The organism is Streptomyces sp. Y309 (genome assembly GCF_056712025.1).
Genome location: NZ_CM160048.1, coordinates 7,754,616 through 7,780,678, shown reverse-complemented (window position 1 = coordinate 7,780,678; position 26,063 = coordinate 7,754,616). Strand labels below are relative to the sequence as shown.

The window sequence follows — 26,063 nt, the reverse complement described above, 5'->3', positions numbered from 1 at the left end:
GGCTCACCCGGCGACCGGCTTCTTGAACATCCTGGTCGCGGTGATCTCGCCGTGCACCGTCTCCCCCGCCGGGGCCTGCTGCTCCTGCGGCAGGCCCGGCCGCAGGTGCTCCTCGACGCTGATGTACTTCAGGCCCGCGCGCAGGTCCGCGTCGTTGCGCAGCCGGATCACCAGCGGGAACTCCGCGAGGGCGGTGGTGTCGAACAGGCCGGTGGTGTACAGGAGCTGGACGCCGAGCGCGTCCGACACGGCGCGCTGGAGTTCCAGGAGGTACGTCGCGTTGGCGCGGCCGATGGGGTTGTCGAGGAACAGCGTGCCCGCGTGCCGGTGCTTGTCACGGCCGCGGTCGTTGGAGCGCAAGGCTGCCATCGTGCAGTACAGGGCGATGGCGGCGGTGAGCAGCTGGCCTCCGGAGAACACGTCTCCCATCTGCCCGACGGGCACGCGCTCGGCGCGCAGCACGGCGTCCGGCTTGAGGATCTCCACGGCGACGCCGCGCGGCTCCAGGGCGGCCTGAACTCCCCTGAGGAGCAGGGACATTCCGTCCCTTCGCAGGTCGGAGTTCTTCTTCACGGCCGCGCGGGTGGCCTCGTCGATGACCTCGCCGAGGCGTTCGGTGAGCGTCGCCTGGTCGGGCTCTTCGAAGCGGACGCGCAGGAACTCCTGGCCGGACCACTCCCCCAGGCCTTCGGGCAGCCGGGAGAGCCGCTGGGCGGAGCGGAGCGTGGCGAGTGCCGACTCGACCAGGCCGCGCAGCCGGTCGACGATGCTGTCGCGGTTGCGCTCCAACTGCTCCAGCTCGTCGGTGAGCACGCGCAGGCGGGGCGCGAAGGCGTCGGCCCACTTTTTGGCGTGCTCGGGCAGGGCGGAGGCGGGCAGTTCGCGGATCTGCTGGCGGGCGGGGGTGCGGACCTGTTCGTACCGGGTGGAGTTGGCGTGCCGGACCAGGATGTCGCTGGCCTCGCGGACGGCCGACTCGGCGGCGGAGAGGTCGGCGGCGCAGCCGCGCAGGGAGCGGCGGGCCTCGGCGGCGGCCTGGCGGGCCTCTTCCAGGGTGCCGGGGTAGGGCTCGGGCTGCTCGTCGTCTTCGGTGTCGTGGTGCTCGCGCAGCAGGTCGCGCAGGAGGGCCGCCGTCTCGTCGAAGCCGCCGGCCGCCTCCTCCGTGGCGCGGTGACTGTGCAGGAGCGCCGCGTGGGCCTCCTTGGCCTGGCTCAACGCCTCCGTGTGGGCGGCCAGTTCGCCCGTGGCGGTGCGCAGGAGGGTCTGGGCCTGCTCGGCGTCGGCGGGGACGAGGTCTTCGGGGAGCTCGGTGTGCGCGTCGCCGTCTTCGGGGGCGTGCCGTTCCGCCTCGCCGCGCAGCCTTCCGAGCTGTTCGCTGGCGGTGGAGGCGCGGGACTCGATGAGCTGGACCTGGGCCTCCGCGCGGGCGGCGGCGGCCTGCCGGGAGGGCCCGTCGGCGCCGTCGGTGCCTTCGAGGAGCTGGGCGGCGCGCGTGCGCACCTTGTTGCTGAGCCGGTCGAGCTCGGCGAGGGCGGCACTCTCGTCGCTCTCGGCGCGGGCCTGCTCGGCGCGCAGGTCGGCGCCGACGCCGACCTTCTCGTAGAGCTGCGACGCGGCGCGGTAGGCCTCACGGAGGGCGGGCAGCGAGGTCTTCGGGGCGTCCTGGTCCAGGGGGACGTCTTCGGGGGCGCCCGCGATCTCGGCGCGCTCCGCGCGCAGGGCACGCGCGGTGCGACGGGCGTCGTCGGCGGCGCGCTGGGCGGCGCGGCGGTCCTCGTCGGCGGCGCGGGCGCGGTCCAGGCAGGACTGGGCGCGGGCCTCCGACTCCACGGCGTCGTCGGCCAGTTCCCGCAGTTTCGTCTGCCAGCCGGCGCGCTCGCGCAGGCGGAAGGCGAGTCCGGCGAGCGCGTCGGCGGCGCGCCGGGCCCGCTGGGCGGCCTCCTGCCGCTCGTCGCGCACGCGGGCGGCGTCGGCGGCGGCCTCGTCGGCCTCCGCGCGTGCGGTGCGGGCCTCGGCCAGCTCGGCCTCGGCCTCCTCGGCGAAGGCGCGCGCGTCCCTGGCGGCGGTGGCGAGCTCGGCGAGACGCCCGGCAGGGCAGCCGGACCGCCAGGAGGCGAGCCGCGCGGCCAGCTCCCGGTCCTTGGCGAGGCGCTGGGCCAGCGCGCGGATCTCGTCGTCGCGCCGGGTGGCGCGGGCGCGCAGGGCCTGGCGCTCCTCGTCGGCGGCGTGCTCGTCGTGCATGGCCGGGTTCGGCGGTACGAGGAAGACGTCGTCGGCCGGTCCTGTGGCGCCGTCCGGCACCGGGGCGAGGAGGGCGGCGGCGGTGCCGACGGCGACTGTGGAGCGCGGCAGCAGCGCGGCGCCGGCGAGCGCTTCGCGCGCGCGGGCGTGCGTGTGCGGGTCGGTGATGACGACGCCGTCGACCAGTTCGGGGCGGGCGGCGAGCACGCGCGCGTGGTCCGCGGGATCGACGGCCTGTGCCAGATAGCGCCACCCCGGAAGGGCCGGGATGCCGTGCTCGCCGAGGAACTCGACGGTGGCGAGGACGTCGGGGCCGGGCGGCAGCAGACCGCCGTCGCCGAGCGCGCCGAGGATCCGGGAATCGTCCGCGGCGGCGGTGCGCAGTTCGAACAACTGCCGTTCGGCGGCAGCCACTCCGTCGTCGAGCAGGGTCTTCAGGTCGTCGGTGCTGCGGTCGAGCTCGTCCGGGGAAAGCGGGGAGCCGGGGGCTCGCCGGGTCTCGGCCGGGGCCACGGCGGTGCCGGGCGACGTGCCGGTGTCCGCGTGCGCGTCCTCGCGGGGCGCCCCCTCAGCGGCCGGGTCGTCGCCTTCGACGCTTCCATGGGCGCGTGGTCCCCGACCGCCGTCCGCCGCCGGCGCACCCGCCGCACCGGAACCGGCCGTTCCTGTTCCTTCACTCTGGACATCCGCCGGGGAACCGCCGCCGGCGTCCCCTGAATCGGCCGCCGCGTGCCGGGGCTGCGGCACCCCGCCCCGGAAACCCCCGCTCGGGCTGAGGCTCCCACCGGATACGCCCGGCAGGCCCAGGAGTTCAACAAGACGGTCGTCCTGCGCGAGGGAGTCCGCCGTGCGCCGCTCGGCGTCGTACGCCTGCTCCGCGGCCGTCGCCGCGTCCGCCGCGCGGGCCGCCGTCAGCTCGGCGCGGGCTTCGGCAGCGGCGGCCTCCTTGGCCTGGTCGGCGGACCGGCGCGCGGCCTCCCGTGCCTCGTCCCAGGCGGCGACCGCCGTCTTCTCGGCGTCGCTCGCGGCGAGCGCGGCGCGGGCCGGGTCGGCGTCGGGAGCGCTGTCGTCGAGCCAGCCCGCACGGACCGCCTCGGCGGTCTCCTGCTCGACCTCGGTGAGGCGCTGGCGCAGGTGACCGGCCTCGCTGCGGGCGCGCTGCGCCTCGGTCGCGGCGGAGGTGGCGTCGCGGTGCGCGGCCTCGCCGGTCTCCTGGAGGGCCGCGGAGCGCTCCTCCTCCTCGTTGGCCTGGGACTCGGCGCCTTCGGCTGCGGTGTGCAGGGCCCGGACGAGATCGGCGGCGGCCTTCGCGCGGGCGGCGAGCGCGGGCGCGGCGTCGCGCTCGGCCTCGCGGATCGCCGCGGCCACGCGCGCGGAGCGGTCGGCGGCGGCGCGGTGGCGCAGGACGGCCTCGGCGGCCTGCCAGGCCGAGTGCAGGGTGCGCGCGTCGGCGAGCTCGCGGCGCTGCGCGGCGGCGGCCTTCTCGGCGACGGTGAGGGCCAGCGAGGCGTGCCGATAGGCGAGTTCGGCGGCGATCAGCGCGGAGCGGCCGCGGGCCTGCTCGGCGGCCGTGACGGTGTGGGCCGCGGAGGTGACCTGCTCGGCGAGTTCGGCGGCGCGGCCGCGCTCCTCGACGGCGCGGGCGGACAGGCGGCGGGCGAGCGTGCGGGTGCGCCGCTCGGCACCCGCGTGCACGTCACGCGCGCGTGCCCGCGTCTCGGCGGCGTCGACGATGCGGCCGAGCAGGTCGACGGAGCCGGCGGTGAAGTCCCGCTCGGCGATCAGCTCGGCGCGACGGCCCAGCTTGTTGCCGAAGCCGTGCACGAGGTCGGCCAGGCCGTCCGTGTCGCGGGTGTCGGTGACGGCGCGCAGCAGCAGGTCGGTGAAGTCGGAGTCCTTCTTGACGGCGAACAGGCCGGCGGCCTCGCCCTCGTCGGCGTTCATCTCGCGCTGGTAGCGGAACAGTTCGGGGTCGAGACCGAGGTCCCCGAGGTGTTCGTTCCAGCGGTCGTGGATCTCTTCCCAGTGCACTTCGAGGTGCGGATACGCCTTCGTGGCCTCCATGAGGGCGTCCCGGAAGCCCTTCATGGTGCGCCGCCGCCCCTGCGCGCCGGACACGCCCTCGACGGGCGGCCGCACGGCGGTGGACTCGGCGACCGGCAGCGAGTCCAGGCTCAGGCCGGGCCCGGGCCGGAAGGAGTACCAGGCCTCGGCGAACTTCCGCGGGTCGTTGGAGACCTGCCGCCCGCGCCACTCGCTCACCTTGCCGACGACGACGCACTCACCGGTCAGCGTGTGCTGCCACTCCAGGGCGACGTGTCCGCAGTCGTCGGCCAGGAGGAACTTGCGCAGCACGCCGGAGCTGGCGCCGCCCAGCGTGTTCCGGTGGCCCGGCAGCATCACGGAGAAGATCAGCTTGAGGAGGACGGACTTGCCGCCGCCGTTCTCCAGGAAGAGCACGCCGGCGGGCGCCGGGCGGCGCGGCGGGCCGACGGGCTCCTCCTCGAAGAACTCCGCCTGCGCGGGCGCGGGGTCGGGCACCACGTCGCCGACGCCGCGCAGGTCCAGCACGGTGTCGGCGTAGCGCGCACCGGCAGGGCCGATGGAGTAGAGGCGGACCCGGGACAGCTCGTACATGGCGGCGGACTCTCGTCGTAATTCGTGCGGAACGTGAGGCGTAAGTCGTGCGGAACGTTAAGTCGTGCGGAATGTGGGGTAGTTCGGGGCGGCGGTCGGTGACCACCGGCAGGCGGGTCAGGAGTGGAACGGCAGGCCCGCGTCGGCCGCCAGCTCCAGGTCGTCGGTGTCGTCGGGAGGCAGCAGCGTCGCGGAGCCGTCGGTGACGGGCACGACGCCGAGCTCCAGGAGCTCGGCCATGGCGGCGGTGCCTGCCATGTCGCGGACCTGGAGCTGATAGCGCGCGGTCGTGCGATACGTCCCTCCGGAGTCGTCGCCCGTGCGCTGGAGGAAGCCGGAGTCGGTCAGGAACGCGACGGCCTTGCCGACGATGCCGGTGGTCGAACCGGCGAGCCTGCGCGCGTCCTTGGTGGCGCCGGTGGAGCTGCGGCGCGCCCAGATCCGCCAGGCGGACTCCAGGCCGGGCGCGTCCGTCGCCGGGTCGGTGTTCTCGCCCTGCTCCGCGGCGCGCTCCTCCAGGCGACGGCAGGCCTGCCGCACGAACGCGTCGACGCCGTTGACGGTGACGCGCCCGATGTACCCGTCGTCGGCGAGGTCCTCGGGGCGTGGGAAGGCCATGGCGGCGACGGCGAGATGGGCGAAGCCGTGCAGGAAGCGGTCGGTGGAGTCGGCGGCGGCGCGGCGTGCGTAGTCGCCCATGCGGACGGCGAACACGGAGTCCTCGGCGGCGGTCACCGCCATCCCCGCGCGCGGGGACACCTCCAGGACGACGAGGCCGAGCCCGGCCGCCACTGCGTCGGCGAGCCGGGCGAACGGCGGGTCCTCTCGATACCGGCGGAGCAGTTCGCCGTACTCCTGGTCGCGGGCGGGCTGGAGTTTGGGCTGGAGCCCGAACGCGACGAGCCGCGCCGCGTCGGCGGCGTCGGCCGGCGTGACGGCGGCCCCCACGGCGGCTGCCGCCGGGGCCGCGGCGGCGTCCGGCTCGCCCCACGCGGCGTGCTCTGCGGGGTGATCGGTCACGGCTGGGGCTCCTTGGTGCGGTCAGTCGGTCGTACGGGTGCAGGGGCGGGGCGGGCGTCGTCCTGGACGGTGCGTACGCCTCCGAGGGGGTGGACGGTGCGGACGCCTCCGAGGGACTGGACGGTGCGTACGTCCCCGGGGGCGGCGGAGGCCAGGGCGGCGGCGCGGGTGCGCGGAGGCGGGGCCATCAGGGCGGCCTCTGTCCGGGTGGCCATCACGCGGCCTCCGTCCGGTCGGCCGCCATCCCCGCCGCATCCAGCAGGGCCGTGCCGACGATGAGGTCGGCGCCGCCGAACTCCGGGTCGTCCAGTTCCGTGCCGTCGTCCACGGCGAACAGGAGCTGCTGTTCGCCCTGGCGGTAGGCCGTGCCGACCGGCGGGCTCGCGGCGTGGACGGCCAGCAGGGCCACCAGATACGGCAGTTCGGGGTCGCGGCGGCGGGCGTCGGCGAGCAGCCCGGAGAGCCTGCGCGGCGCGTCGGACGGCAGCGCGAGCAGCTCCATCGCGCTCGCGAGCTGATCCTCGCTGAAGCGGCTGTCGTCGGGGGTGGCGATGAGGTCGGGCTCGGGCATCTCCGCGCCCAGGTGCTCGCGCTCCTGCGGCGGCGTGAGCAGTATGTCCACGAGGTCGCCGACCCGCACCGAGACGGGGGTACGCAGGCCCGTCCCGCGCGCGAAGAAGGCGTCCGTCACGCGCGTTGCCTGTTCGGCGGGGAGCGGCAGGATCGGGGCGACCAACTGGCCGTACAGATCCAGTCCCGCGCGGGCGGTGGGCGTCGCGAAGGCCTGCCGGTCCTGCTCGGCGCGGAACAGGGGGCCCGCTTCGAGGAGCCGGGACTGGAGCTGGGTGTGGCGGCGGATGCAGTCCTTGACGATGTCCACGAGCTCGGCGGCGCGGCGCTTGTGCTCGCCCGCCTTCGAATGGGAGACCGCCTCGGACTCGTCGCGTACCTTGCGGATGTTCGTCAGGATGGCGTTCTCGTGGCGATACCGGTCGGCCACGTGGTCCAGGGCCTCGGCGATCATGTCCGGCACGGTCTGGAGCCAGTCCACCGCGCGGACGTTGCGCCGGGTCGCGTCCAGGGCCTTGCGGAGGGTCTCCGAATACTGCACGGTGCGATACCGCGCCTGCTCGGCCGCGAGCTGGGCGTCGGCGAGCCGGCCGCGGCTGATCAGGACCTCCAGCTTCACCTCGGCGGCGATCTGGGCGCTGGTGACGTCCGTGTCGAGGGCGCCCACGAGGACGTTCACGGCCTCGTCGGTGGTGCGCAGATAGACACCGCCGCCGTACCCGGGCACCTCTTCGATGAGCTTGAAGTCGTAATCACGCCGGGCATATGTCCCGTCCGGACCGAAGGTGCCGTACACCGCGCGGAAGCCGCGGTCCACGCTGCCCACGTTGATCAGGTTCTCCAGGACCCAGCGGGCGACGCGCTCGTGCTCGGCGGCCGGGCGGCGCGGGGCCTGGGCGGCGACACGCGGCAGCAGCCGGGCCACGATCTGCTCGTGGTCGGCGCCCGTGTCGAAGTCCATGTTCAGCGTGACGAGGTCGATGGCGGAGAGGGCCACCTCCGCCATCGCGTACACCGAATACTCCCCCGCGAGGTTCGCCTTGCGGGTGTCCAGGTCGTGCAGCGGCGCCGTGCACGCGAGCGCGCGCAGGCGCCGCGCCAGACCCTCGTCGGCGGCCGGGCCCGGAGCGGGCCGCGGCCCCGCGCTGAGCTGGGGCGGAACGAAGTCCGGTACGGCAGGCGAAGTCACGGTGCACAGACTAGGTCCTCGGTCTGACAACGGTCGAAACGGCGCAGATGCCCCGGGCTCAGCCCGCCCCGGACCCGCCTGCCGCCACCCGCCGCGCGTACGTGTCGACCAGGCCCTGGAGCGAGTCGTCCAGGTAGACCGCGAGGAGCCGCTCGGCCTTCGGGCCGAGACCCGCCTGCAGGGCGTCCAGAATTTCCTGATTGCGCACCAGGTAGGGCTCGTGGAGGCGGCGCGGGTCGTCCACCACGTGGAAGGCGAGCCGCAGTTCGGCGAAGACGCTGCGCATCAGCTCGTCGGTGCGGGCGCTCCCGGCGAGCGCGACGAGCTCCCGGTGGAAGTGGATATTGGCCGTGGAGACGCCCTTCCAGTCCCGCCGTCCGGCGGCCGCCCTGCCCTCGGCGACGGCGCCGGCGAGCGCGTCCACGACGTACGGCGGGCGCCCGAGGCCGTGCACGACGGCGCACTCGACCAGGCGCCGGGTGCGGTAGATGTCCTCGACGTCGTCGACGGTCAGGACGCGCACGAAGACGCCGCGATTGAGCTCGTGGACGAGCAGCCGCTCGTGCGTGAGCAGCCGGAAGGCCTCGCGCAGGGTGTTGCGGGAGACGCCGAGCGCGCCGCCGATGCTGTCCTCCGAGAGGCGGGTGCCGGGCGGGAAGTATCCCTCCGCGATGCGGCTCCGGAGAATGTCCGCGACGCGCTCCGCGGTGCTCGTACGGCCCAGCAGCGCGCGGTCGTCGGCGAGACCGGTCAGTTCAACCATGATCAGCCATCCCCTCAGCCATGCCCGGATTCAATCGCAGATACAAGAACGAGACAACATGGGTATTGAGGGATCGTTGAACGATCCTCTACGTTGTCCGGCAAGCGACGTCCCCGTTGCCCGACAAGCGCTCTCCCCGCTCCACCCCCGCACCACCGCGCACCGCTCCCGCACTACCGCGCACCGCTCCCGCACCACCCCCGCTCCTCAGAAGCACCCTCCAGCACCGCCGACTCCTCTGCGAGGTGCCCATGAGTACGACTCCACCGCCCTCCGCCATAGAGCTGGACGACCAGCCGCGCGCGGACCAACACCCCGACGACGACGGCGCGTTCGGCTGGCTGCGCGCGCTCGGCCCGCGCGGCCGCCGCGCGTTCGCCGGCGCCTTCGGCGGGTACGCGCTGGACTCCTACGACTACTTCACGCTGCCCCTGAGCATGGTCGCGCTGTCGGCCTACTTCGGCCTGAACAGCGGCCAGACGGGGCTGTTCACGACCGTCACGCTCGTCGTCTCCGCGGTGGGCGGCGCCGTCGCGGGCGTCGTGGCGGACCGCATCGGCCGGGTCAAGGCCCTGATGATCACCGTGATCACGTACGCGGTGTTCACCGTCGCCTGCGGCTTCGCGCCCAACTACGAGACCCTGCTGGTCTTCCGCGCCCTCCAGGGCCTCGGTTTCGGCGGCGAGTGGGCGGTCGGCGCGATCCTGGTCGCCGAGTACGCGACCGCCAAGAACCGCGGCCGTACGCTCGGCGCGATCCAGAGCTCCTGGGCCGTGGGGTGGGGGCTCGCCGCGATCGTCTACACGCTGGTCTTCCAGTTCATGGACGACGACGTCGCCTGGCGCGTGATGTTCTTCACCGGGGCGCTGCCCGCGCTGCTCGTGATCTACGTACGCCGCAATGTGCACGACGCCCCCGAGGCGGCCGCCGAGCGCGAACGGAGCACGGAGAAGGGCTCGTTCACGGCCATCTTCAAGCCGGGCCTGCTGCGCACGACGTGCTTCGCGGTGCTGCTGTCCACGGGTGTCCAGGGCGGCTACTACACGCTCGCCACCTGGGTGCCGACGTACCTCAAGGAAGACCGCGGGCTGACCGTCGTCGGCACCGGCGGCTATCTCACGTTCCTCATCTCCGGGGCCTTCATCGGCTATCTGACCGGTGGTTATCTCACCGACAAGCTGGGCCGCAAGCGCAACATCACGCTCTTCGCGTTCCTGTCCGCGGCCAGCATCGCCGCGTACACGAACATCCCGGACGGCGCCAACGGCGTTCTCCTGGTGCTCGGTTTCCCGCTCGGCTTCTGCATGTCGGCGATCTTCAGCGGCTTCGGCTCCTTCCTGAGCGAGCTGTATCCGGCGGCCGTGCGCGGCACGGGACAGGGCTTCACGTACAACACCGGTCGCGCGGTGGGCGCCGTGTTCCCCACGACCGTCGGCTTCCTCGCCGACAGCTGGGGCGTGGGCGGTGCGCTGATCTTCGGGGCGTTCGGCTACGCGCTCGCCGTGATCGCCCTGTTCGGACTGCCCGAGACGCGCGGGAGGGAACTTCTGTGAGCCACATGCAGGAAGGAACTCGGGAGGGAACTTCTGTGCGCCCCCGGGCCGTTGAGAGCAGTGGAGCCGCCGGGACCCTGGAGGTCGCGGGAAGCCACGGAGCCGCCCTGAGCCCCCAGGAGGCCCGCGCGGCGTTTCGCTCGGGCCTCAGCGGCACCACGGCCGGCTGGGCGCCCGGGCACACCCAGGCGAACCTCGTGTCCGTGCCCGCCGACTGGGCGTACGACATGCTCCTGTTCTGCCAGCGCAACCCCAAGCCCTGCCCGGTCCTCGACGTCACCGACGCGGGCTCCTGGTCCACGCCGCTCGCCCCGGACGCGGACCTGCGCACGGACCTGCCGCGCTATCGCGTGTGGCACGACGGCGAGCCGGTCGAGGAGCCCACCGACGTGCTCGCGCACTGGCGCGACGACCTGGTGTCGTTCCTCATCGGCTGCAGCTTCACCTTCGAGTGGGCGCTCGCGGCGGCGGGCGTGCCACTGCGCCATGTCGAGCAGGGCCGCAACGTCGCCATGTACGTCACCGACCGCCAGTGCCGCGAGGCGGGACGGCTGCGCGGGCCCATGGTGGTCTCCATGCGCCCGGTGCCGCCTGGCGGCCTGGCCGCGGCCATCCGGGAGACCGCCCTGCTGCCCGCGGTGCACGGCGCGCCGGTGCACTGCGGCGACCCGGCCGGCCTCGGCATCGCCGACCTCGACAGGCCCGACTTCGGCGACGCGGTGGCCGCCGAGCCCGACGACATCCCGGTGTTCTGGGCCTGCGGCGTGACCCCGCAGGCGGCCGTGACGGCCTCGCGGCCGCCGTTCGCGATCACGCACGCGCCGGGTCAGATGTTCATCACCGACGCCCGCGACGAGCAGTACCGCGTCGCTTGAGGGCACGCGAGAGACACGGGAGCGACACGTACATGACCTGGGCCTCGATCGATCTCAACGCCGACCTCGGCGAGGGCTTCGGACGCTGGCGGCTCACCGACGACGAGGAGCTGCTCTCCGTCGTCACCAGCGCCAATGTGGCCTGCGGCTTCCACGCGGGCGACGCGGCCACCATGCGGCGCGTGTGCGAGCGCGCGGCCGAGCGCGGGGTGCGCGTCGGCGCCCAGGTGTCGTACCGCGACCTGGCGGGCTTCGGGCGGCGCGCGATGGACGTGCCGCCCGCGGAGCTCGCGGCCGAAGTGGCATACCAGATCGGCGCCCTGGAGGTGTTCGCGCGGGCGGCGGGCACGCGCGTGGCGTACGTGAAGCCGCACGGGGCGCTGTACAACCGCGTGGTCCACGACATGGAGCAGGCGGGCGCCGTCGTCGAGGGCGTGCTGCTCGCCGACGACCGGCTGCCCGTGCTCGGGCTGCCCGGATCGCGTCTCCTGGAGGCGGCTGAGAAGGCCGGACTGCCGGTGGTGACGGAGGCGTTCGCGGACCGGGCGTACACCGATGAGGGCACGCTGGTGCCGCGCGGCACCGATGGGGCCGTCATCACGGAGGCGGACGCCGTCGTCGAACGGTCCATCGGGCTCGCCCGGTTCGGCGCCGTCACCTCGCACGCCGGGCGGCGGATCGCGGTCCGGGCGCGCTCGCTGTGCCTGCACGGCGACACTCCCGGGGCGGTGGGGCTCGCGCGGCTGGTGCGGGCGCGCCTGGAGGCGGCGGGCGTGCGGGTGGAGGCGTTCGCATGAGCGTCTCGCCGCCGAGGATCCCGCCCGCCCGGGTCCCGCCCGTGACGGCCCCGCCCAGGACCGCCCTGCCCGCGGCGGCCCCGTCCACGGCCTCCCTGTCCACGCCTGCCCCGTCCACGGCCGATCCGTCCATGACCACCCTGTCCACGGCCACCCTGTCCACGCCCGCCCCGTCCACGGCCTCCGCGTCCACGGCCGATCCGTCCATGAAGGTCCTTCCCATGGGCGAGCGGGCGCTGCTCGTCGAGCTGGCCGACGGCAGCGCGGCCGCGGCCCTGCACGCCGAGCTGCTGCGCCGCCGCGCGGAGGGGGACCTCACGGTGCGCGAGATCGTGCCCGCCGCCCGCACGGTGCTTCTCGACGGCCTCGACGACCCGCTCCGGCTCGCCGCGCGGCTGCCCTCCTGGGAGATCCCGCCGTTGCCCGCGCGCGCGGAGGACGTCCTGGAGATCCCGGTGCGGTACGACGGCCCGGACCTGGCCGACGTCGCGGCGCTGTGGGACGTGCCGGTGCGGGATGTGGCGCGGATCCACTCGGCGGCCGAATTCCGCGTCGCCTTCTGCGGGTTCGCGCCGGGCTTCGGCTATCTGACCGGCTCCGGCGGCCTGCCCGAGGTGCCGCGCCGCGCGACTCCGCGCACGACGGTGCCCGCCGGCTCCGTCGCCCTCGCCGGGCCGTACACGGGCGTGTATCCGCGGCCCTCGCCCGGGGGCTGGCAGCTCATCGGCTCCACGGACGCCGTGCTGTGGGACCACGCGCGCGTGCCGGCCGCGCTCCTGACGCCGGGTGCGCGGGTCCGCTTCGTGCCGGAGGCCGCATGACCGACCGGGCCTTCGCGGTCGTCAGGGCCGGGGCGCTCACCACCGTGCAGGACGAGGGTCGGTCCGGACACGCCCACCTCGGGGTGCCCCGCTCCGGGGCCCTCGACCGGCCCGCCGCGGCCCTGGTGAACCGTCTCGTCGGCAACCCGCCCGACGCGGCCGTCCTGGAGACCACCCTCAACGGCTGTGCGCTGCGGCCCCGTTGCGCGGTCACCGTGGCCGTGGGCGGCGCGCCCTGCCGGGTGACGGTGGACGGGCGCGCGGCGGCCTGGGGTGCGCCGGTCCGGGTGCCGGCAGGCGCGCTCCTCGATGTGGGTCCCGCTGTCTCCGGAGTACGTGGGTACGTCGCCCTCGGCGGTGGGATCGCCGTCGAACCGGTGCTCGGCAGCCGCTCCACCGACCTGCTGTCCGGGCTTGGCCCGCCTCCGCTCACGGACGGCGCGGTCCTGCCCCTCGGTGTCGTACCCGACGTGCACGCGCGCGTGGACACCGTTCCGCAGCCGGGCCCGCCGCGCGAGCTGATCCTCCGGGTGACGCCCGGGCCCCGCGCGGACTGGTTCACGGCCACGGCTCTGCGCACGCTCACCACGCGCGCGTACCGCGTGTCGTCCGCGAGCAACCGCATCGGTCTGCGCACCGAAGGGCCTCCTCTGGAGCGAGCGGTACGCGGTGAACTGCCCAGCGAGGGGATGGTCCTCGGCGCGGTCCAGGTGCCGCCCGACGGCAGCCCCGTGGTGTTCCTCGCCGACCACCCGACGACCGGCGGCTATCCCGTGGTGGGCGTCGTCAGGGAACGCGACCTCGCGGCGGCGGCCCAGGCGGTGCCGGGGACGGTGGTGCGGTTCGTGGGGGCGGGGGGTTGGCCGGGTCCGCGAGGGTGAGGCAACGGGCGTGTGGGCGGGCCGCCGCCGGAGGGCGGGCACGTGGAGGCCGTGGTGTCGGCCTGCCGGGCGCTGGGCCCACGGGGGTGAGGCGGCGAGGCTTCGAGCGTCCTCGCCGGAGGCGGGCACGAGGGCCGTGGCGTCAGCCTCCCGGGAACGGGGGCCCTACGCAGGTGAGACCGCGAGACTCCGGGCGGTCCCACCACCGGAGGCGGGCACGCGGGGGCCGTGGTGTCGGCTGCCGGGCGCTGGCCCCACGGGGGTGAGGCGGCGACACTTCAAGCATCCTCGCCGGAGGCGGGCACGCGGGCGTCGGCCTGCCGGGCCCTGGCACCACGGAGGTGAGACCGCGAGACTCCGAGCGGCCCCGCCACCGAAGGCGGGCACGCGAGAGCCGCGGTGTCGGGCTGCCCCGCCGCAGCCTTCGCTCGGCGGCAGCCCGGCGCAAGCCGCCCCTCACGCCGCCTCCACCTGCCGTTCTCGCGCCCCGAGCCCGGCGAGCGCGGCCGTCGCGGCGTGGGCGGACCGTACGTCCAGGCCGCCGCTCGTGCCGCGTACCCGGTGGCGTGCTTCCTCCGCGGCGAGGCTGAGCAACTGTGGCAGCAGGTCGGTGCAGCGCCGGGCGAGCCAGCCGGTGCCTGCCGTGGCCAGCCAGAGCAGGCTCGCCGAGCGGGTGGGCGGCGGCAGTTCGGGGGCGAGGCCGGGTGCGGCGCCGGGTGCAAGGCCCTCGGCGGCGAGCAGGGCGTGGAAGCGGGCGGCGAGCACGCGGTGGCCGCGCTCGCCCGGGTGCAGCCGGTCGGCGCTCCACAGCGTGCGGTCCGCGACCCACTCCTCGTCCGCGGCGTGCAGATGGACCGCGCCGTACCGCTCCGACAGCGCGTGGACGACGGCGTTGACCGCTCGCTGCCGCCGCGCCAGCGGGCGCCCGAGCGCGCCGGGCAGCCCCAGCATCGCCCCGGGATCGGGCAGGCAGGCGGTGAGCAGCACCGCGCCGTCCGCCGTGACGGCGCCGTAGACCTCGTCGAGGCGCGCGGCGACGGCATGGATGTCGAAGGTGCAGCGCAAGGTGTCGTTGACGCCGACGACGACGGACACGATGTCGGGCCGCAGAGCCAGCGCACGCGGCGTCTGGTGTCCGTGCACGTCGCACGTCTGCGCCCCGCCGGCCGCCAGGTTGTGGAATTCCACGGGCTGTTGGGGCGTGCCGAGCCCCGCGGCGAGCAGCGCCGCCCAGCCCCGCCACGCGCCGTCCACGGGGTCCCCCACGCCTTGCGTGAGGGAGTCCCCGAGCGCGACGTACGTCACCGGCTTCATCCGCCACCGCTCCCGTCCGGCACCCCGCCGGTCCCCGCCGCAAGCGGCAGCGCACGGTCCCGCCCTACTGCTGGAACCACACTGGCCCCTGCTGCTGGAGCCGTGGCGCGGTGCTCAGCCGCTGCCGCCGGAGCGACCTGATGCGCGGCCAAGAACGCCCCCACAGCCACGTCCCACCCAAAGCGCTCCGCACGCGCGCGTGCCGTCGCGCGCCTCGTGGGCTCCGGGCGTTCGAGGACCGCGCGGACCGCGTGGGCGAAGGTGCGCGGGGTGTCGGCCGCCGCCGCGCCCGCGCCGCCCACGATCTCCGGGAGGGCGGACGACGCGCTGGCCACCACCGGGGTGCCGCAGGCGAGGGCTTCGAGGGCGGCGAGGCCGAAGGTCTCGCAGGGGCCCGGCGCCAGGCACACGTCGGCCGTGGCCTGGAGGGCCCCGAGCGCGGCGCGGTCGGCGACATGGCCGAGGAACGTCACCGGAAGGCGCCGCTCCCGTGCCCGTTGTTCGAGCCGCGCGCGCAGCGGCCCGTCGCCCGCGACGACGAGGACGGCCGGTACACCGCGCCCCCGAAGCGTCTCCAGCGTGTCGAGCGCCGTACCGGGCCGCTTCTCCACGGACAGCCGGGAGCACAGCAACAGGAAAACGTCGCCCTCGCGCGCGTAGCGGTCACGTATCCGCCGGTCCCGCAGCCCCGGGTGGCGGTCCGTCAGGTCGACGCCCAGCGGGGCGCGTACGACATTGCCCGCGCCGATGCGTACGAACTCACGCTCCGCCCATGCCGTGGTGCACACCACGCGCGCGTAGGCGTGCGCGGTCCGGGAGTTGAGCGCGTCGGCGGCGCGGCGAGCCAGGCCGGGCGGCAGCCCCCACGTGCGCATGACCGCGTCCGCCGCCTCGTGGGAGACCATCACGGCCGGGACCCGGGCGCGCCGGGCCCACTCGCCGGTCCACCGGAGTGTGGTGCGGTCGGACACTTCGAGGCGGTCGGGGGCGAGGCGTTCCAGGAGACGGGTCACGCGCCGCCGGTCGGCCAGGACGCGGTAGCCGCCGGTGCCGGGCAGCACGCGCCCGGGCAGGGTGATGACGAGCCCCTGCTCGGTCTCGGCGGCCCCGGCCCGCTCGCCGGGGACGACGAGCACGGGCTCGTGGCCGGCGGCCAGATACCCGCGCCCCAGCTCCCGCAGCGCGGTGCGCAGTCCGCCCGAAGAGGGCGTTACGAAGTTGGCGAGGCGTACGATCCGCAGCGGTCCCGTGGTCCGCGCGGCCCGCGCCGCGCCCAGCGGGCTCATGCCCAGGGCCGCGGTCATGCCGCCACCGCCGTGCGTTCGGAGAGCACTTCTTCGTAGTGCTCGATGAGTTGGTCCCCGACGGCGTCCCAGGTGCGCCCCTGGACGGCGGCGCGCCCGGCCTCTCCGTAGGCGGCACGCAGGCCGGGGTCGGCGGCCATCGCCCACACGGCGTCCCGCACGGCGCCGGCGTCACCGGGCCGGACGAGGCTGCCGGTGCGCCCGGGGACCACCAGGTCGAGCGGTCCGCCCACGGCGGGCGCGACCACGGGCACTCCGCTGGCCATGGCCTCCTGCACGGTCTGGCAGAAGGTCTCCAGGGGCCCGGTGTGCACGAAGACGTCCAGCGAGGCGAAGATCCGGGCGAGTTCGTCGCCGGTGCGGCGCCCGAGCAGCGTGGCCCCCGGGAGCGCCGCGCCCAGCGTGCCCGCGCTCGGCCCGTCGCCCACGACGATGACGCGGACACCGTCGAGACCGCACACCTCCGCCAGGAGTTCGACGTGCTTCTCGGGGGCGAGCCGTCCTACGTAGCCGACGATGAGTTCGCCGTCCGGGGCGAGTTCGCGGCGCAGCGCCGCGTCCCTGCGCGAGGGCCGGAACCGGTCGGTGTCCACGCCGCGCGGCCACAGCCGCACCCGGGGTACGCCGTGCGACACCAGGTCGGTGAGGGCCGCGGTGGAGGGCGCGAGGGTGCGGTCGGCGGCGGCGTGCACGGCGCGGATGCGGCGCCACGCGGTGGCCTCGCCCATCCCCATGTACGTACGCGCGTAGCCGCCGAGGTCGGTCTGGTAGACGGCGACGGTGGGCAGGTGCTTGCGCGCCGCGGCGGCCATGCCGCGCGCGCCGAGGACGAAGGGGCTCGCCAGGTGGACGAGGTCGGCCTGGTGCGCGGTCAGCGCCGCCGCCAGCCGTCGGCTCGGCAGCGCGACCCTGACCTGCGGGTATCCGGGGAGAGGCAGGGACGGCACGCGGACGACGGGGCACGGGGAGAGGCTGTCGGTGGTGTCGTCGGCGGCGCCGGCCGTGGTGGCCGGGGCGACGACGAGCGGATCGTGACCGCGCGCGACGAGCTGCCGCGCGGTCTGCAGGGCGCAGTGCGACACGCCGTTGATGTCGGGGGGAAAGGATTCGGTGACGATGACGACACGCATACCCGTGTTGTCGTCAGACGGGGCGTGCCCACGTCAACGTGGATCTTTCCTGACGTGGAACGTCCCATGAGCGTTGCGCACCACGGGATCCGGCCATTTCGGCGCACGCAGGGGCGTTCCGCAATGGGCGGGGCGGTGTGGGGGCCTCTGGCACCGTGCCGGTGGGGCGTACGCGGTCGTCGGCACCGTGGCCGTGTGCGCCGTAGCGGTGTGTGTTCCGCCCCCGCCGAGTCGGCGCCGCGTGCGGGACGTCGCCCGTGCCGGGGTGCAGCGAGACCCGTACCGGGGTGCAGCGAGAAGGGGCGTGCCACACCGCTGCGGGCCCGTCGGCCCCCGGCGTTCCGCACCGCGCGGCGGGCGGGGGCGGCAGGCGCGCTTCGGGCCGCCGGCCCACCCGGGCATTCGGTCCGCCCGGACAACCGGCCCACCCGGGCATTCGGTCCGCCCGGACAACCGGCCCACCCGGGCATACGGTCCGCCCGAGCAACCAGCCCACCCAGGCATTCGGTCCGCCCGCAAGCGCCCGCCAGGCAAGCCGAGGCAAGGCTCAAGCGCCCGCCTCCCCGCCGTGCGCGTCGTTCACACGGCGGGCGCGTCCGGCCCGATACGGCTGCGTACCGCCGACTGCACGTCGTCCTCCTCGGCGGGGTCGGCCGCCAGTCTCCGGAGGCGGTTGACGACGCGGGCGTCGCCGGTCTCGGCGTGCCGGGCGGCGACTTCGCGGGTGGACTCCTCGCAGTCCCACAGGCACTCGACGGCGAAGCCGGCGGCGAAGGAGGGGTCGGTGGCGGCCAGCGCGCGGGCGGCGCGGCCTCTGAGGTGGGAGGAGGCGGTCTCGCGGTAGACATGGCGAAGGACGGGCGCCGCGCAGCCGATGCCGAGGCGTCCCGCGCCGTCGACGAGCGGCCACAGGGTCGGCGCGTCCGGGCCTTCGCCGCGCACCGCCTCGCGCAGCGCGGTGAGCACGAGCTGGCTGTCCTGGGCGCCGCCGCGGCAGGCGAGCACGCGTCCGGCGGCCGCGCCGAGCGCGTCGGGGCGTCCGGCCCACTGCCGGGCCCGCTCGACGGCGGCGACGGAGCGCATCCGCTCGAATGTCTCGGCCGCGATGTCGACGACGACGCGCGACGGGCTCTGCGCCGCTTCTTCCAGGAGGTCGAGCGCGTCGGGATCGTGGGTGTCGGCCAAGTACCGCAAGGCGGTGCCGCGTGCGCCGTCCGTGCCGTGCCGGGCCGCGCGCACGATCTCGGCGCGGTCCTCTGGCCCGGCGACGGCGGTCAGACAGCGGGCGGCCGGCACGTGCAGCGCGGCCCCTCGGTCCAGCCCCTCCTGGGCCCAGTCGAACACGGCCTGGACGCTCCAGCCGGGGCGCGGCCCGGCCGGCTCCATCTGGCGCTGCCAGCGGTCGAAGGAGCCCCGTTCGGCTGCGGCGCGCACGCGGGCGCCGATCTCGGGGCGCGGATCGTCGGCCCACAGCCGCCAGGGCCGCGGCTCGAAGGCGTCGCGCACGGCGACGGTCAGGGCGGCCTCGCCCTCGGCGTCGGCGGGGAATCTGGCGAGCACGGGTCCGGCGAGGGCGCGCAGCCCCGCGTCGTCGTCGCGCAGGGCCAGCTCGTCCAGGGCCCAGGCCCAGTTCGCGCCGTGCTCGGCGTACCCGCGCAGCAGCCGCAGCGCGTCCAGCCTGTCGTACGAGGCGAGGTGCCCGAGCACGGACAGCGCGAGCCCGGTGCGTGAGTCGTCCGGGTCGAGCGTGTCCTCGGGGTCGAAGAGGTGGCGCTCGATGGCGCCGAGCCCGCCGTTCAGATCGAGGTACAGCCGGGCGTAGTACAGGGAGCGGTTCTCCACCTGCCAGTCGTGCCGCGGATCGTGCAGCACACAGTGGTCGAGGGCGGAGAGCGCCTCGGACCGTGGCGCGGTGAGGGCGTGCAGCGTGCCGTCGCCGCGGCCCCGCTGCAGCAGGCCGAGCAGCGTACCGCTGGGCGCTATGACCGGTTCGAACATGGGAAACAGCCTCATATCAAGCGTCGACGCAACCGGGAATCCGCACTACCTGGCCGTGCGCCAACACGTCGGGCCGCCCGCCGTCTCTTGCTTGCTGAAGACCATCTTCCTCTGCCTCTCGTCGGTGACCCGGAGGTTCCCGGACGCCAAGTCCGGGGTCGGGCCGCTCACGGTCCGCGCGCTGCGGCAACACTTGCCCCGACGTCGCGTCCGTGAATCACGTCGTCATGATGACCCAGCGGTTCTGCCCGCCGCGACCACATTTCCGGCGCCCCCGTCGTGCCAGGTCGCGTACCCCGCTCAGGCGGCCCCGAACAGCGCGAGCAGGTCGGCCTTCCCGAACATGCGGGCGGTGTCGATCGCCGACGGTGTGCCCGCGGCCGGATCGGCGCCGCCGTCGAGCAGCGCCCGCACCACGTCGTCGGAGCCCTTGAAGACGGCACCGGCGAGCGGCGTCTGCCCCTTGTCGTTGATGCGGTTGGCGTCCGCGCCGCGCTCGATCAGGGCGCGCACGGCGGCCGCGTGACCGTGATAGGCGGCGAGCATGACAAGCGAGTCACCGCTGTCGTTCGTGAGGTTCGCGGGCACGCCCGCGTCGACGTACGAGGCGAGCGCGTCGGCGTCGCCCGCCCGGGCCAGATCGAAGATCTTGCCCGCCAGTTCCACGACCTCGGGGTCGGGGGCGTCCGTCATGGTGTGACCGCCTTTCGCGCTAGGGGAGTGGCGTGAGCGCACCCGCACCGCCGCCGAGCGCGGCCGTACGAGTGAATCGACAGGGTACTGCCCGTCACGGCACATGACCGACCGCATCTGAGGCAAAGATCAGCGCGGCCGGACGACACGGCCCGGACCCGCCCGTACGCGCACAACGACCCGCCCCCCATCTGGGCGAAATAACGAAAATGTCCCCCATTTGCAGCTTTTATCGCATGGATACATGCTGTGAGCCTGGAAGTACTGATGGTGACTGTCCCCTCACTCAGGAGAACTCCCATGGTCCTGTCCATCTCGGGCGTCGTGCTGCTGGGCATCATCGCCTTCCTGTTCTTCCGCAAGGACGGGCTCAAGGCCTCGCACGCGGTGGTCTGCGCGCTGTTCGGCTTCTTCCTCGCGGGCACGGCCATCGCTCCGAGCATCAAGGCGGGGAGCGCGAGCCTCGCGAGCCTGCTCGGCGGGATCAAGTTCTGACGGTTCCCCCCACCACCCCTTGACGGTTCCTCTCACGACCGACGGTTCCCCGCACCACACCACTTCCAGGAGACCGACGTGGCCCGGCGCCCCCTCCCCCGCATCCTGAGCACCGGCACCGCCCCGCTCGCCCGGAGCCGGGAGCTGGCCCGGTCGGCCGCCGACGGCGCCACCGACGTCCTCCACCCGCTGATCACCATCACGCGCGGGCTGCGCCGACTCGCCGGAGCCGGGCGGCGCAAGTGGTCGGCGACCCCCAAGGAGCGGCGCGGTTCGCTGCTGTTCCTGGTCGCCTCCGTGGTCCTCGTCGTGGCGCTCATCCCCTACGGTCCGCTGCTCGCCGCCATCTGCCTGATGGCGGCCGCCGCCTGGACCGGGCGTGAGCGCACCGCGCCGGCCCCCTCCGGCCCGGACGACGCGCAGGTCCAGCGGCTGCAGTCGCTCTACGAAGCGCTCGTGCCGTACTTCTCCGTGCCCGAGGACCCGAGCCCGCTGTTCGCCCACGGGGGCGAGTGGGACAAGGCCTTCACCGCGTACGCGTTCGACGACGACGGCCGGATCGCCCACCTGGTGGTGCGCTATCCCGCGTACTTCACCGACGGCGAGGCGGCCTCCCGCGCGCGGATCGAGCAGGTGCTGCACGCCAAGTCGGGGCGCGGCCGCGAATATCACTTCGCGTGGGACGAGGAGGGCACCACGCTCACCGTGACCGTGCTGCCGGCGCTGCCCACCGACATCGCGGCCCAGCGCTTCGTCACCGCGCCCGGCGAGACCGTGCTCGGCTTCACCGACCCGACGGCCGTGCAGCGCACCCTGCCCGTGGCCGATGGCGACGAGCAGCGCGACGTGCCGCCCGTCGTGTGGCGCACCGGCGTCCGCTCCACCGAGCCGCACCTGCTGGTCCTCGGCCGGCCCGGCAGCGGCGCCACGACCCTGCTGCGCTCCGTCGCCCTGCAGGCGCTCCAGCATGGCGACGTCGTCATCGTCGAGGGCAGCGGCAGCGGCGACTACGCCTGCCTGGCCGGGCGCACCGGGGTCCTCGCCGTCGAATGCGGGCTCGCCGGGGCGCTGGGGAGCCTGGAGTGGGCGGCGCACGAGACGGAGCGGCGGCTCATCGCGGCGAACCGGGCCCGGCAGGCGGGCCACCCGCCGCCCGACGACACCAAGCGGCCGCTGTGGATCCTCCTCGACCGCCCCAGCGTCCTCGGTCACCTGGCCGCGGCCGACGGCCACCGGGATCCGCAGTCACTGCTCCAGGTGCCGCTGCGGCACGGGCGTGCGGCGGGCGTCACCGTCGTCGTCGCCGACCAGCTCGACGGCATGGATGGGCTCACCGACACCGTGCGTCAGCACACCCGCGCGCGCGTGCTGCTCGGCCCGGCGACCGCCGACCAGGTCGAGGAGGTCCTGGGCGTGGCGCCGCAGACGACCCCCACGGCGGACATGCCCCCGGGCCGCGGCTACGCCCGCCTGGGCACGGGCCCGGTCCTGCGTCTCCAGGTCCCGGCGACCCCCGACCCGTACGACGACGCCACGAGCGACACGCACCGGCAGGCCGTGCTCGACCTGCTCCCGGACCGCACGACACCGGCGGACGCGACGCTGGCCCCGGCGGCGGTCGCCGAGGGCTGAGCCCGTCGCGTACGGCGTGCCCGTCACACCCGTCGCGTACGGCACGTGGGGCACGTACGCCACACCTCACGCCACGAACGTGTGCGGCCCCTCCGCCCCCGACCCCGCGCCCGTCCCCGCCTGAACGAGCCGGGCCGCCGCCGCGAGCCGGACCGCCGCCTCTTCCGCCAGCGGCCCGCCGACGGTGAACGGCAGCCGTACGTACCCCTCGAAGGCGCCGTCGACACCGAAGCGGGGGCCCGACGGCACCCGGACGCCCACGCGTTCGCCGACCTCGGCGATGCGGGAGCCGGACAGGCCGCCGGTGCGGACCCACAACGTCAGCCCGCCGCGCGGCACTTCGAACTCCCAGTCGGGCAGCTCGCGGCGCACGGCGGTGACCAGGGCGTCACGGTTGTCGCGCGCCTGCTGCCTGCGTACGTCCACGGCCTGCTGCCAACCGCCGGTGCTGAGCAGCCAGTTGAGGGCCAGCTGCTCCAGGACGGGGGTGCCGAGGTCGGCGTACGCGCGCGCGGCGACCAGGCTGCGGATCACGTCGGGCGCGGCCCGCACCCAGCCGATGCGCATGCCCGCCCAGAAGGCCTTGCTCGCCGAGCCGACGGTGATGACGGTGGCGCCCGCGGGGTCGAAACCGCAGACGGGGCGCGGCATGTCGAGGTCTTCGTCGAGGCGCAGCTCGCTCATGGTCTCGTCGACGACGAGGACGGTGCCCGCGTGCCGGGCCGCGTCGACGAGGCGGCGACGCTGGTCCTCGTCGGCGAGCGCGCCGGTCGGGTTGTGGAAGTCGGCGACGACGTACGCGAGGCGGGGTGCGGCGTCGCGCAGGACCTGGCGCCAGCGGTCCATGTCCCAGCCGCCGAGGCCCTCGGCCATCGCCACGGGGACCAGGCGTGCGCCCGCCTCGCGCATGAGCTGGAGGATGTTGGCGTAGCTCGGCGACTCCACCGCGATGCGTTCGCCGCGGCCCGCGAAGAGGTGGCAGATGGCGTCGATGGCGCCCATCGCGCCGGTGGTGACCATGATCTGTTCCGGCATGGTCGGTATCCCGCGCGCGGTGTAGCGCTCGGCGAGCATGGCGCGCAGGGCGGGCAGTCCGGCGGGGTAGTCGCCGTGCGTGTGGGCGTAGGGCGGGAGTTCTTCGAGGGCGCCCTGCACGGAGCGGGTGAGCCAGGGCTCGGGCGCGGGCAGGGCCGCACAGCCGAGGTCGATCATGGAGCCGAGCGCTTCGGGGGGCAGCGGTTCGAGGCCGCGCGCGGGCAGCGGGTTCCCGGCCGGCACGGCGGTCCAACTGCCCGCTCCCCTGCGGGACTCCAGGAACCCCTCACTGCGCAGCGCTTCGTAGGCGGCGGCGACGGTCGTGCGGCTCACGGCGAGCGCCACGGCCAGCTCGCGCTCGGCGGGCAGACGGGCGGCCACGGGAACGCGGCCCTCCAGGACGAGCAGCCGGATGCCGTCGGCGAGGGCGCGGTAGGCGGGCGGGCGGCGAGTGCCCGCGCCGGCGGGTCGCGCCTGCTGGGAGGTGAGCAGCCGGGCGAGCTGGGCCGAGCCCACCGCTGATGTCCACTGAGCCATGATCCCAGTCCACCTTCATCGAATTGGCCATGGTTGGCGTCTTACACCAAGCCACAGAGTGTCATGTGTCAGGCCACTACCACCACGGGGGGCTTCTCTTGTCCAGGGCGAAATCAGGTCGGCCCGCCACAGAACCGCACACGGAGCGGCGCACCACGGACCCGTCCGCGGACCGGCCACAAGCCACGGAGTCAGGCAGCGACCGGCACCTCACACGTCGGCTGATCCAGCTCTACGTAGGCCTCGCCCTGTACGGCGCGAGCTCCGCGCTGCTGGTGCGCTCGGGCCTCGGCCTGGAGCCGTGGAACGTGCTGCATCAGGGACTGGCCGAGCGCACCGGGATGTCGATCGGCGTCGTGTCGATCTTCGTGGGCGCCGCGGTGCTGCTCCTGTGGATCCCGCTGCGGCAGCGCCCGGGGCTCGGCACGGTCTCGAACGTCTTCGTCGTCGGCCTGGCGATGGACGGCACGCTCGCCCTCGTACCGGACGCGCACGGTCTCGGCATCCGCGTTCCGCTCATGGTGGCGGGCATCGTGCTCAACGGGGTGGCGACAGGCCTCTACATAGCGGCCAGGTTCGGGCCGGGCCCGCGCGACGGCCTGATGACGGGCCTGCACGAGCGCACGGGCCGCTCCATCCGGCTGATGCGGACGCTGGTGGAGGTGGCGGTCGTCGTCACCGGCTTCGCTCTCGGCGGCACGCTGGGCGTGGGGACGGTCGTGTACGCGCTGGCCATCGGGCCGCTCGCCCAGTTCTTCCTGCGCTTCTTCGCCATGCCCGCTCCATCCGCGGGCCGCGTCGTGGCCTCCGGCGAGCCCTCGGAACAGGCGATACTGCGAGAGTGACCTCGCGCGTACGCCATCCCTACCTCGACCACCCCGGCCCCCTCGCCTTCGCCCACCGCGGCGGGGCGGCCGACGGTCTGGAGAACACCGCGACGGCCTTCCGCCGCGCCGTGGAGGCGGGCTACCGCTACATCGAGACGGATGCGCACGCCACCTCGGACGGCAAGCTGGCGGCCTTCCACGACGCCACTCTCGACCGCGTCACGGACGCCACCGGGAAGATCGCGGACCTGCCGTGGAGCGAGGTGCGCCGGGCACGCGTGGCGGGCAGCGAACCGGTGCCCCTCTTCGAAGAGATGCTGGAGGCGTTCCCCGACGTCCGCTGGAACGTGGACGTCAAGGCCGAGCCCGCCCTGCTGCCGCTCCTGGACCTCATCGAGCGCACCCGCTCCTGGGGCCGCGTGTGCGTCGGCTCGTTCTCGGAGGCCCGCGTGTCGCGCGCCCAGCGCCTCGCGGGACCGCGCCTCGCCACGTCGTTCGGCACGCGCGGCGTGCTGGGGCTGCGACTGCGGTCCCTGGGCGTGCCCGCAACCCCGCGCGTGTCCGCGGTGTGTGCCCAGGTACCGGAGGCCCAGTCGGGGGTCCGGGTGGTCGACCACCGCTTCGTACGCACGGCCCACGCGCGCGGGCTGCAGGTCCACGTGTGGACGATCAACGACGCCGAGCGCATGCACGCCCTGCTCGACCTGGGCGTCGACGGCATCATGACGGACCACATCGAGACGCTGCGCGACGTGCTCAAGGACCGGGGGACCTGGGTCTGACGCGCTGCTCGCACGCGTTCCCGTACGGCGTGCGGGACGCGACGCGGGCAATCCCGTACCCCGCCGGATTTAGCAACTGACGGCGAAGGCCGGTAGTGTACGCGTTTGGCCTGCCAGGCGGACCGTTACTGCGCGCTGAGGATTCAGAAACGCTGGGTGACATCTGCTGCCAGATGTGACAAACCGGGCGCTGGTGGGTACAACAAGGGGCGGCATACGACGGCGACGCATGACCCTGAACGGGAATCTTTACCGCCGACCGGACGTTGACCGGATGACGACGACAGCGACACCTGTCCTGTGGGCGACAAGCCCGGGAGGCACGATTCATGAGTGAGCGAGCTCTTCGCGGCACGCGCCTCGTGGTGACCAGCTACGAGACCGACCGCGGCATCGACCTGGCTCCGCGCCAGGCCGTGGAGTACGCATGCCAGAACGGACATCGTTTCGAGATGCCGTTCTCGGTGGAGGCGGAGATCCCGCCGGAGTGGGAGTGCAAGGTCTGCGGGGCCCAGGCACTTCTCGTGGACGGCGATGGACCTGAGGAAAAGAAGGGGAAGCCTGCGCGTACGCACTGGGACATGCTCATGGAGCGCCGCACTCGAGAAGAGCTCGAGGAGGTCCTTGAGGAGCGCCTCGCGGTTCTCAGGTCCGGTGCGATGAATATTGCGGTGCATCCGCGCGACAGCCGCAAGTCCGCGTAAGCGCGCTGGACCGCGGAGCGGAGACACGACGAGGGCGGGCCCACTGCTTCGGCAGTGGGCCCGCCCTCGTCGTGTGCCCGGGGGTGGACGACGCGGGGGCTCCGCCCCCGGAACCCCCGCTCCTCAAACGCCGGAGGGGCTATATCCCCCACCCACCCGCCCTTTCGTCGCGCTTACGCGCTCGTCCTCAAGCGCCGGACGGGCTGAATCTCCGCCGGCCCGGCTGTTCCGGCAGGTAGTGAGGGTGGGCGGGTGGGAAATAGCC

21 protein-coding genes are annotated in these 26,063 nt (G+C 74.4%); 10 read left to right on the top strand and 11 right to left on the bottom strand.

Annotation, left to right across the window (positions count from 1 at the left end):
- Window positions 1–3: 3 nt before the first annotated feature.
- From AC0KTA_RS32430 to AC0KTA_RS32410, 5 genes are all read right to left on the bottom strand, one after another.
- Window positions 4–4,878, bottom strand: a complete 4,875-nt coding sequence (locus AC0KTA_RS32430; RefSeq protein WP_481051754.1) for a hypothetical protein — start codon at window positions 4,876–4,878, stop codon at window positions 4–6.
- A 117-nt stretch (window positions 4,879–4,995) separates the two neighbouring features.
- Window positions 4,996–5,898, bottom strand: a complete 903-nt coding sequence (locus AC0KTA_RS32425; RefSeq protein WP_481051753.1) for a hypothetical protein — start codon at window positions 5,896–5,898, stop codon at window positions 4,996–4,998.
- Window positions 5,895–6,113 carry a hypothetical protein gene (locus tag AC0KTA_RS32420; RefSeq protein ID WP_481051752.1) on the bottom strand — a complete coding sequence of 73 codons (219 nt, stop codon included), beginning with the start codon at window positions 6,111–6,113 and terminating at the stop codon, window positions 5,895–5,897. Before AC0KTA_RS32420 ends, AC0KTA_RS32425 begins: the two co-directional genes overlap by 4 nt.
- Window positions 6,113–7,657: a hypothetical protein gene (locus AC0KTA_RS32415; protein ID WP_481051751.1), complete on the bottom strand. Its 1,545-nt coding sequence runs from the start codon at window positions 7,655–7,657 to the stop codon at window positions 6,113–6,115. The genes AC0KTA_RS32420 and AC0KTA_RS32415 overlap by 1 nt, the downstream gene beginning before the upstream one ends.
- Window positions 7,658–7,715: 58 nt before the next feature.
- A complete protein-coding gene (locus AC0KTA_RS32410; RefSeq protein WP_481051750.1) occupies window positions 7,716–8,420 on the bottom strand; it encodes a GntR family transcriptional regulator in 705 nt (234 codons plus the stop codon).
- 251 nt (window positions 8,421–8,671) lie between these two features.
- On the opposite strand from AC0KTA_RS32410, the gene AC0KTA_RS32405 reads away from it, so the two are divergent.
- The 5 genes from AC0KTA_RS32405 to AC0KTA_RS32385 all read left to right on the top strand — a co-directional run bounded on the left by AC0KTA_RS32405 (window position 8,672) and on the right by AC0KTA_RS32385 (window position 13,347).
- A complete protein-coding gene (locus tag AC0KTA_RS32405; RefSeq protein ID WP_481051749.1) occupies window positions 8,672–9,973 on the top strand; it encodes an MFS transporter in 1,302 nt (433 codons plus the stop codon).
- 35 nt (window positions 9,974–10,008) lie between these two features.
- On the top strand, window positions 10,009–10,848 hold the full coding sequence (locus AC0KTA_RS32400; protein ID WP_481051748.1) for a putative hydro-lyase: 840 nt from the start codon (window positions 10,009–10,011) through the stop codon (window positions 10,846–10,848).
- A gap of 32 nt (window positions 10,849–10,880) precedes the next feature.
- Window positions 10,881–11,645: a LamB/YcsF family protein gene (locus tag AC0KTA_RS32395; protein WP_481051747.1), complete on the top strand. Its 765-nt coding sequence runs from the start codon at window positions 10,881–10,883 to the stop codon at window positions 11,643–11,645.
- A 206-nt stretch (window positions 11,646–11,851) separates the two neighbouring features.
- Window positions 11,852–12,466, top strand: a complete 615-nt coding sequence (locus AC0KTA_RS32390) for a 5-oxoprolinase subunit B family protein (RefSeq protein ID WP_481056640.1) — start codon at window positions 11,852–11,854, stop codon at window positions 12,464–12,466.
- Entirely contained in the window at window positions 12,463–13,347 is an 885-nt protein-coding gene (locus AC0KTA_RS32385; RefSeq protein WP_481051746.1) for a 5-oxoprolinase subunit C family protein, read from the top strand. Before AC0KTA_RS32390 ends, AC0KTA_RS32385 begins: the two co-directional genes overlap by 4 nt.
- Window positions 13,348–13,803: 456 nt before the next feature.
- On the opposite strand, the gene AC0KTA_RS32380 is transcribed toward AC0KTA_RS32385, so the two are convergent.
- From AC0KTA_RS32380 to AC0KTA_RS32360, 5 genes are all read right to left on the bottom strand, one after another.
- Window positions 13,804–14,661 carry an SGNH/GDSL hydrolase family protein gene (locus tag AC0KTA_RS32380; RefSeq protein ID WP_481051745.1) on the bottom strand — a complete coding sequence of 286 codons (858 nt, stop codon included), beginning with the start codon at window positions 14,659–14,661 and terminating at the stop codon, window positions 13,804–13,806.
- Complete coding sequence (locus AC0KTA_RS32375; protein ID WP_481056639.1) at window positions 14,658–15,947, bottom strand: glycosyltransferase; 1,290 nt, start codon at window positions 15,945–15,947, stop codon at window positions 14,658–14,660. Before AC0KTA_RS32375 ends, AC0KTA_RS32380 begins: the two co-directional genes overlap by 4 nt.
- Before the next feature lie 14 nt (window positions 15,948–15,961).
- A complete protein-coding gene (locus AC0KTA_RS32370) occupies window positions 15,962–17,095 on the bottom strand; it encodes a glycosyltransferase family 4 protein (RefSeq protein WP_481051744.1) in 1,134 nt (377 codons plus the stop codon).
- A 579-nt stretch (window positions 17,096–17,674) separates the two neighbouring features.
- Window positions 17,675–19,093: a HEAT repeat domain-containing protein gene (locus AC0KTA_RS32365; protein ID WP_481051743.1), complete on the bottom strand. Its 1,419-nt coding sequence runs from the start codon at window positions 19,091–19,093 to the stop codon at window positions 17,675–17,677.
- A gap of 300 nt (window positions 19,094–19,393) precedes the next feature.
- Window positions 19,394–19,786 (bottom strand): ankyrin repeat domain-containing protein, encoded by a 393-nt coding sequence (locus AC0KTA_RS32360; protein ID WP_481051742.1) that lies wholly within the window; start codon window positions 19,784–19,786, stop codon window positions 19,394–19,396.
- Window positions 19,787–20,086: 300 nt separating this feature from the next.
- Here AC0KTA_RS32360 and AC0KTA_RS32355 point away from each other — a divergent pair, with 300 nt between their 5' ends.
- Both AC0KTA_RS32355 and AC0KTA_RS32350 read left to right on the top strand, forming a co-directional pair.
- On the top strand, window positions 20,087–20,281 hold the full coding sequence (locus AC0KTA_RS32355; protein WP_016642855.1) for a hypothetical protein: 195 nt from the start codon (window positions 20,087–20,089) through the stop codon (window positions 20,279–20,281).
- A gap of 78 nt (window positions 20,282–20,359) precedes the next feature.
- The gene (locus AC0KTA_RS32350) at window positions 20,360–21,913 is read left to right on the top strand and encodes a hypothetical protein (protein WP_481051741.1); all 1,554 of its coding nucleotides are present in this window, start codon (window positions 20,360–20,362) and stop codon (window positions 21,911–21,913) included.
- 66 nt (window positions 21,914–21,979) lie between these two features.
- Here the strand turns inward: AC0KTA_RS32350 and AC0KTA_RS32345 are convergent, their stop codons facing one another.
- Window positions 21,980–23,485, bottom strand: a complete 1,506-nt coding sequence (locus AC0KTA_RS32345; protein ID WP_481051740.1) for an SCO1417 family PLP biosynthesis transcription factor — start codon at window positions 23,483–23,485, stop codon at window positions 21,980–21,982.
- A gap of 221 nt (window positions 23,486–23,706) precedes the next feature.
- Here AC0KTA_RS32345 and yczE point away from each other — a divergent pair, with 221 nt between their 5' ends.
- The 3 genes from yczE (at window position 23,707) to AC0KTA_RS32330 (ending at window position 25,798) form a co-directional block, all read left to right on the top strand.
- The gene (gene yczE / locus AC0KTA_RS32340) at window positions 23,707–24,330 is read left to right on the top strand and encodes a membrane protein YczE (RefSeq protein ID WP_481056638.1); all 624 of its coding nucleotides are present in this window, start codon (window positions 23,707–23,709) and stop codon (window positions 24,328–24,330) included.
- Window positions 24,327–25,094, top strand: coding sequence for a glycerophosphodiester phosphodiesterase family protein (locus AC0KTA_RS32335; protein ID WP_481051739.1), 768 nt, complete (start codon window positions 24,327–24,329; stop codon window positions 25,092–25,094). The genes yczE and AC0KTA_RS32335 overlap by 4 nt, the downstream gene beginning before the upstream one ends.
- A 329-nt stretch (window positions 25,095–25,423) precedes the next feature.
- Window positions 25,424–25,798, top strand: a complete 375-nt coding sequence (locus AC0KTA_RS32330; protein WP_030360404.1) for an RNA polymerase-binding protein RbpA — start codon at window positions 25,424–25,426, stop codon at window positions 25,796–25,798.
- The last annotated feature ends 265 nt before the right edge of the window (window positions 25,799–26,063 follow it).

Bases quoted from the DNA above. Each gene is read 5' to 3' on its own strand.
- AC0KTA_RS32430 (WP_481051754.1), bottom strand. From the start codon at position 4,878: ATGTACGAGCTGTCCCGGGTCCGCCTCTACTCCATCGGCCCTGCCGGT.
- AC0KTA_RS32420 (WP_481051752.1), bottom strand. From the start codon at position 6,113: ATGGCCACCCGGACAGAGGCCGCCCTGATGGCCCCGCCTCCGCGCACC.
- AC0KTA_RS32410 (WP_481051750.1), bottom strand. From the start codon at position 8,420: ATGGTTGAACTGACCGGTCTCGCCGACGACCGCGCGCTGCTGGGCCGT.
- AC0KTA_RS32405 (WP_481051749.1), top strand. From the start codon at position 8,672: ATGAGTACGACTCCACCGCCCTCCGCCATAGAGCTGGACGACCAGCCG.
- AC0KTA_RS32395 (WP_481051747.1), top strand. From the start codon at position 10,881: ATGACCTGGGCCTCGATCGATCTCAACGCCGACCTCGGCGAGGGCTTC.
- AC0KTA_RS32390 (WP_481056640.1), top strand. From the start codon at position 11,852: ATGAAGGTCCTTCCCATGGGCGAGCGGGCGCTGCTCGTCGAGCTGGCC.
- AC0KTA_RS32385 (WP_481051746.1), top strand. From the start codon at position 12,463: ATGACCGACCGGGCCTTCGCGGTCGTCAGGGCCGGGGCGCTCACCACC.
- AC0KTA_RS32380 (WP_481051745.1), bottom strand. From the start codon at position 14,661: ATGAAGCCGGTGACGTACGTCGCGCTCGGGGACTCCCTCACGCAAGGC.
- AC0KTA_RS32375 (WP_481056639.1), bottom strand. From the start codon at position 15,947: ATGAGCCCGCTGGGCGCGGCGCGGGCCGCGCGGACCACGGGACCGCTG.
- AC0KTA_RS32370 (WP_481051744.1), bottom strand. From the start codon at position 17,095: ATGCGTGTCGTCATCGTCACCGAATCCTTTCCCCCCGACATCAACGGC.
- AC0KTA_RS32365 (WP_481051743.1), bottom strand. From the start codon at position 19,093: ATGTTCGAACCGGTCATAGCGCCCAGCGGTACGCTGCTCGGCCTGCTG.
- AC0KTA_RS32360 (WP_481051742.1), bottom strand. From the start codon at position 19,786: ATGACGGACGCCCCCGACCCCGAGGTCGTGGAACTGGCGGGCAAGATC.
- AC0KTA_RS32355 (WP_016642855.1), top strand. From the start codon at position 20,087: ATGGTCCTGTCCATCTCGGGCGTCGTGCTGCTGGGCATCATCGCCTTC.
- AC0KTA_RS32345 (WP_481051740.1), bottom strand. From the start codon at position 23,485: ATGGCTCAGTGGACATCAGCGGTGGGCTCGGCCCAGCTCGCCCGGCTG.
- AC0KTA_RS32330 (WP_030360404.1), top strand. From the start codon at position 25,424: ATGAGTGAGCGAGCTCTTCGCGGCACGCGCCTCGTGGTGACCAGCTAC.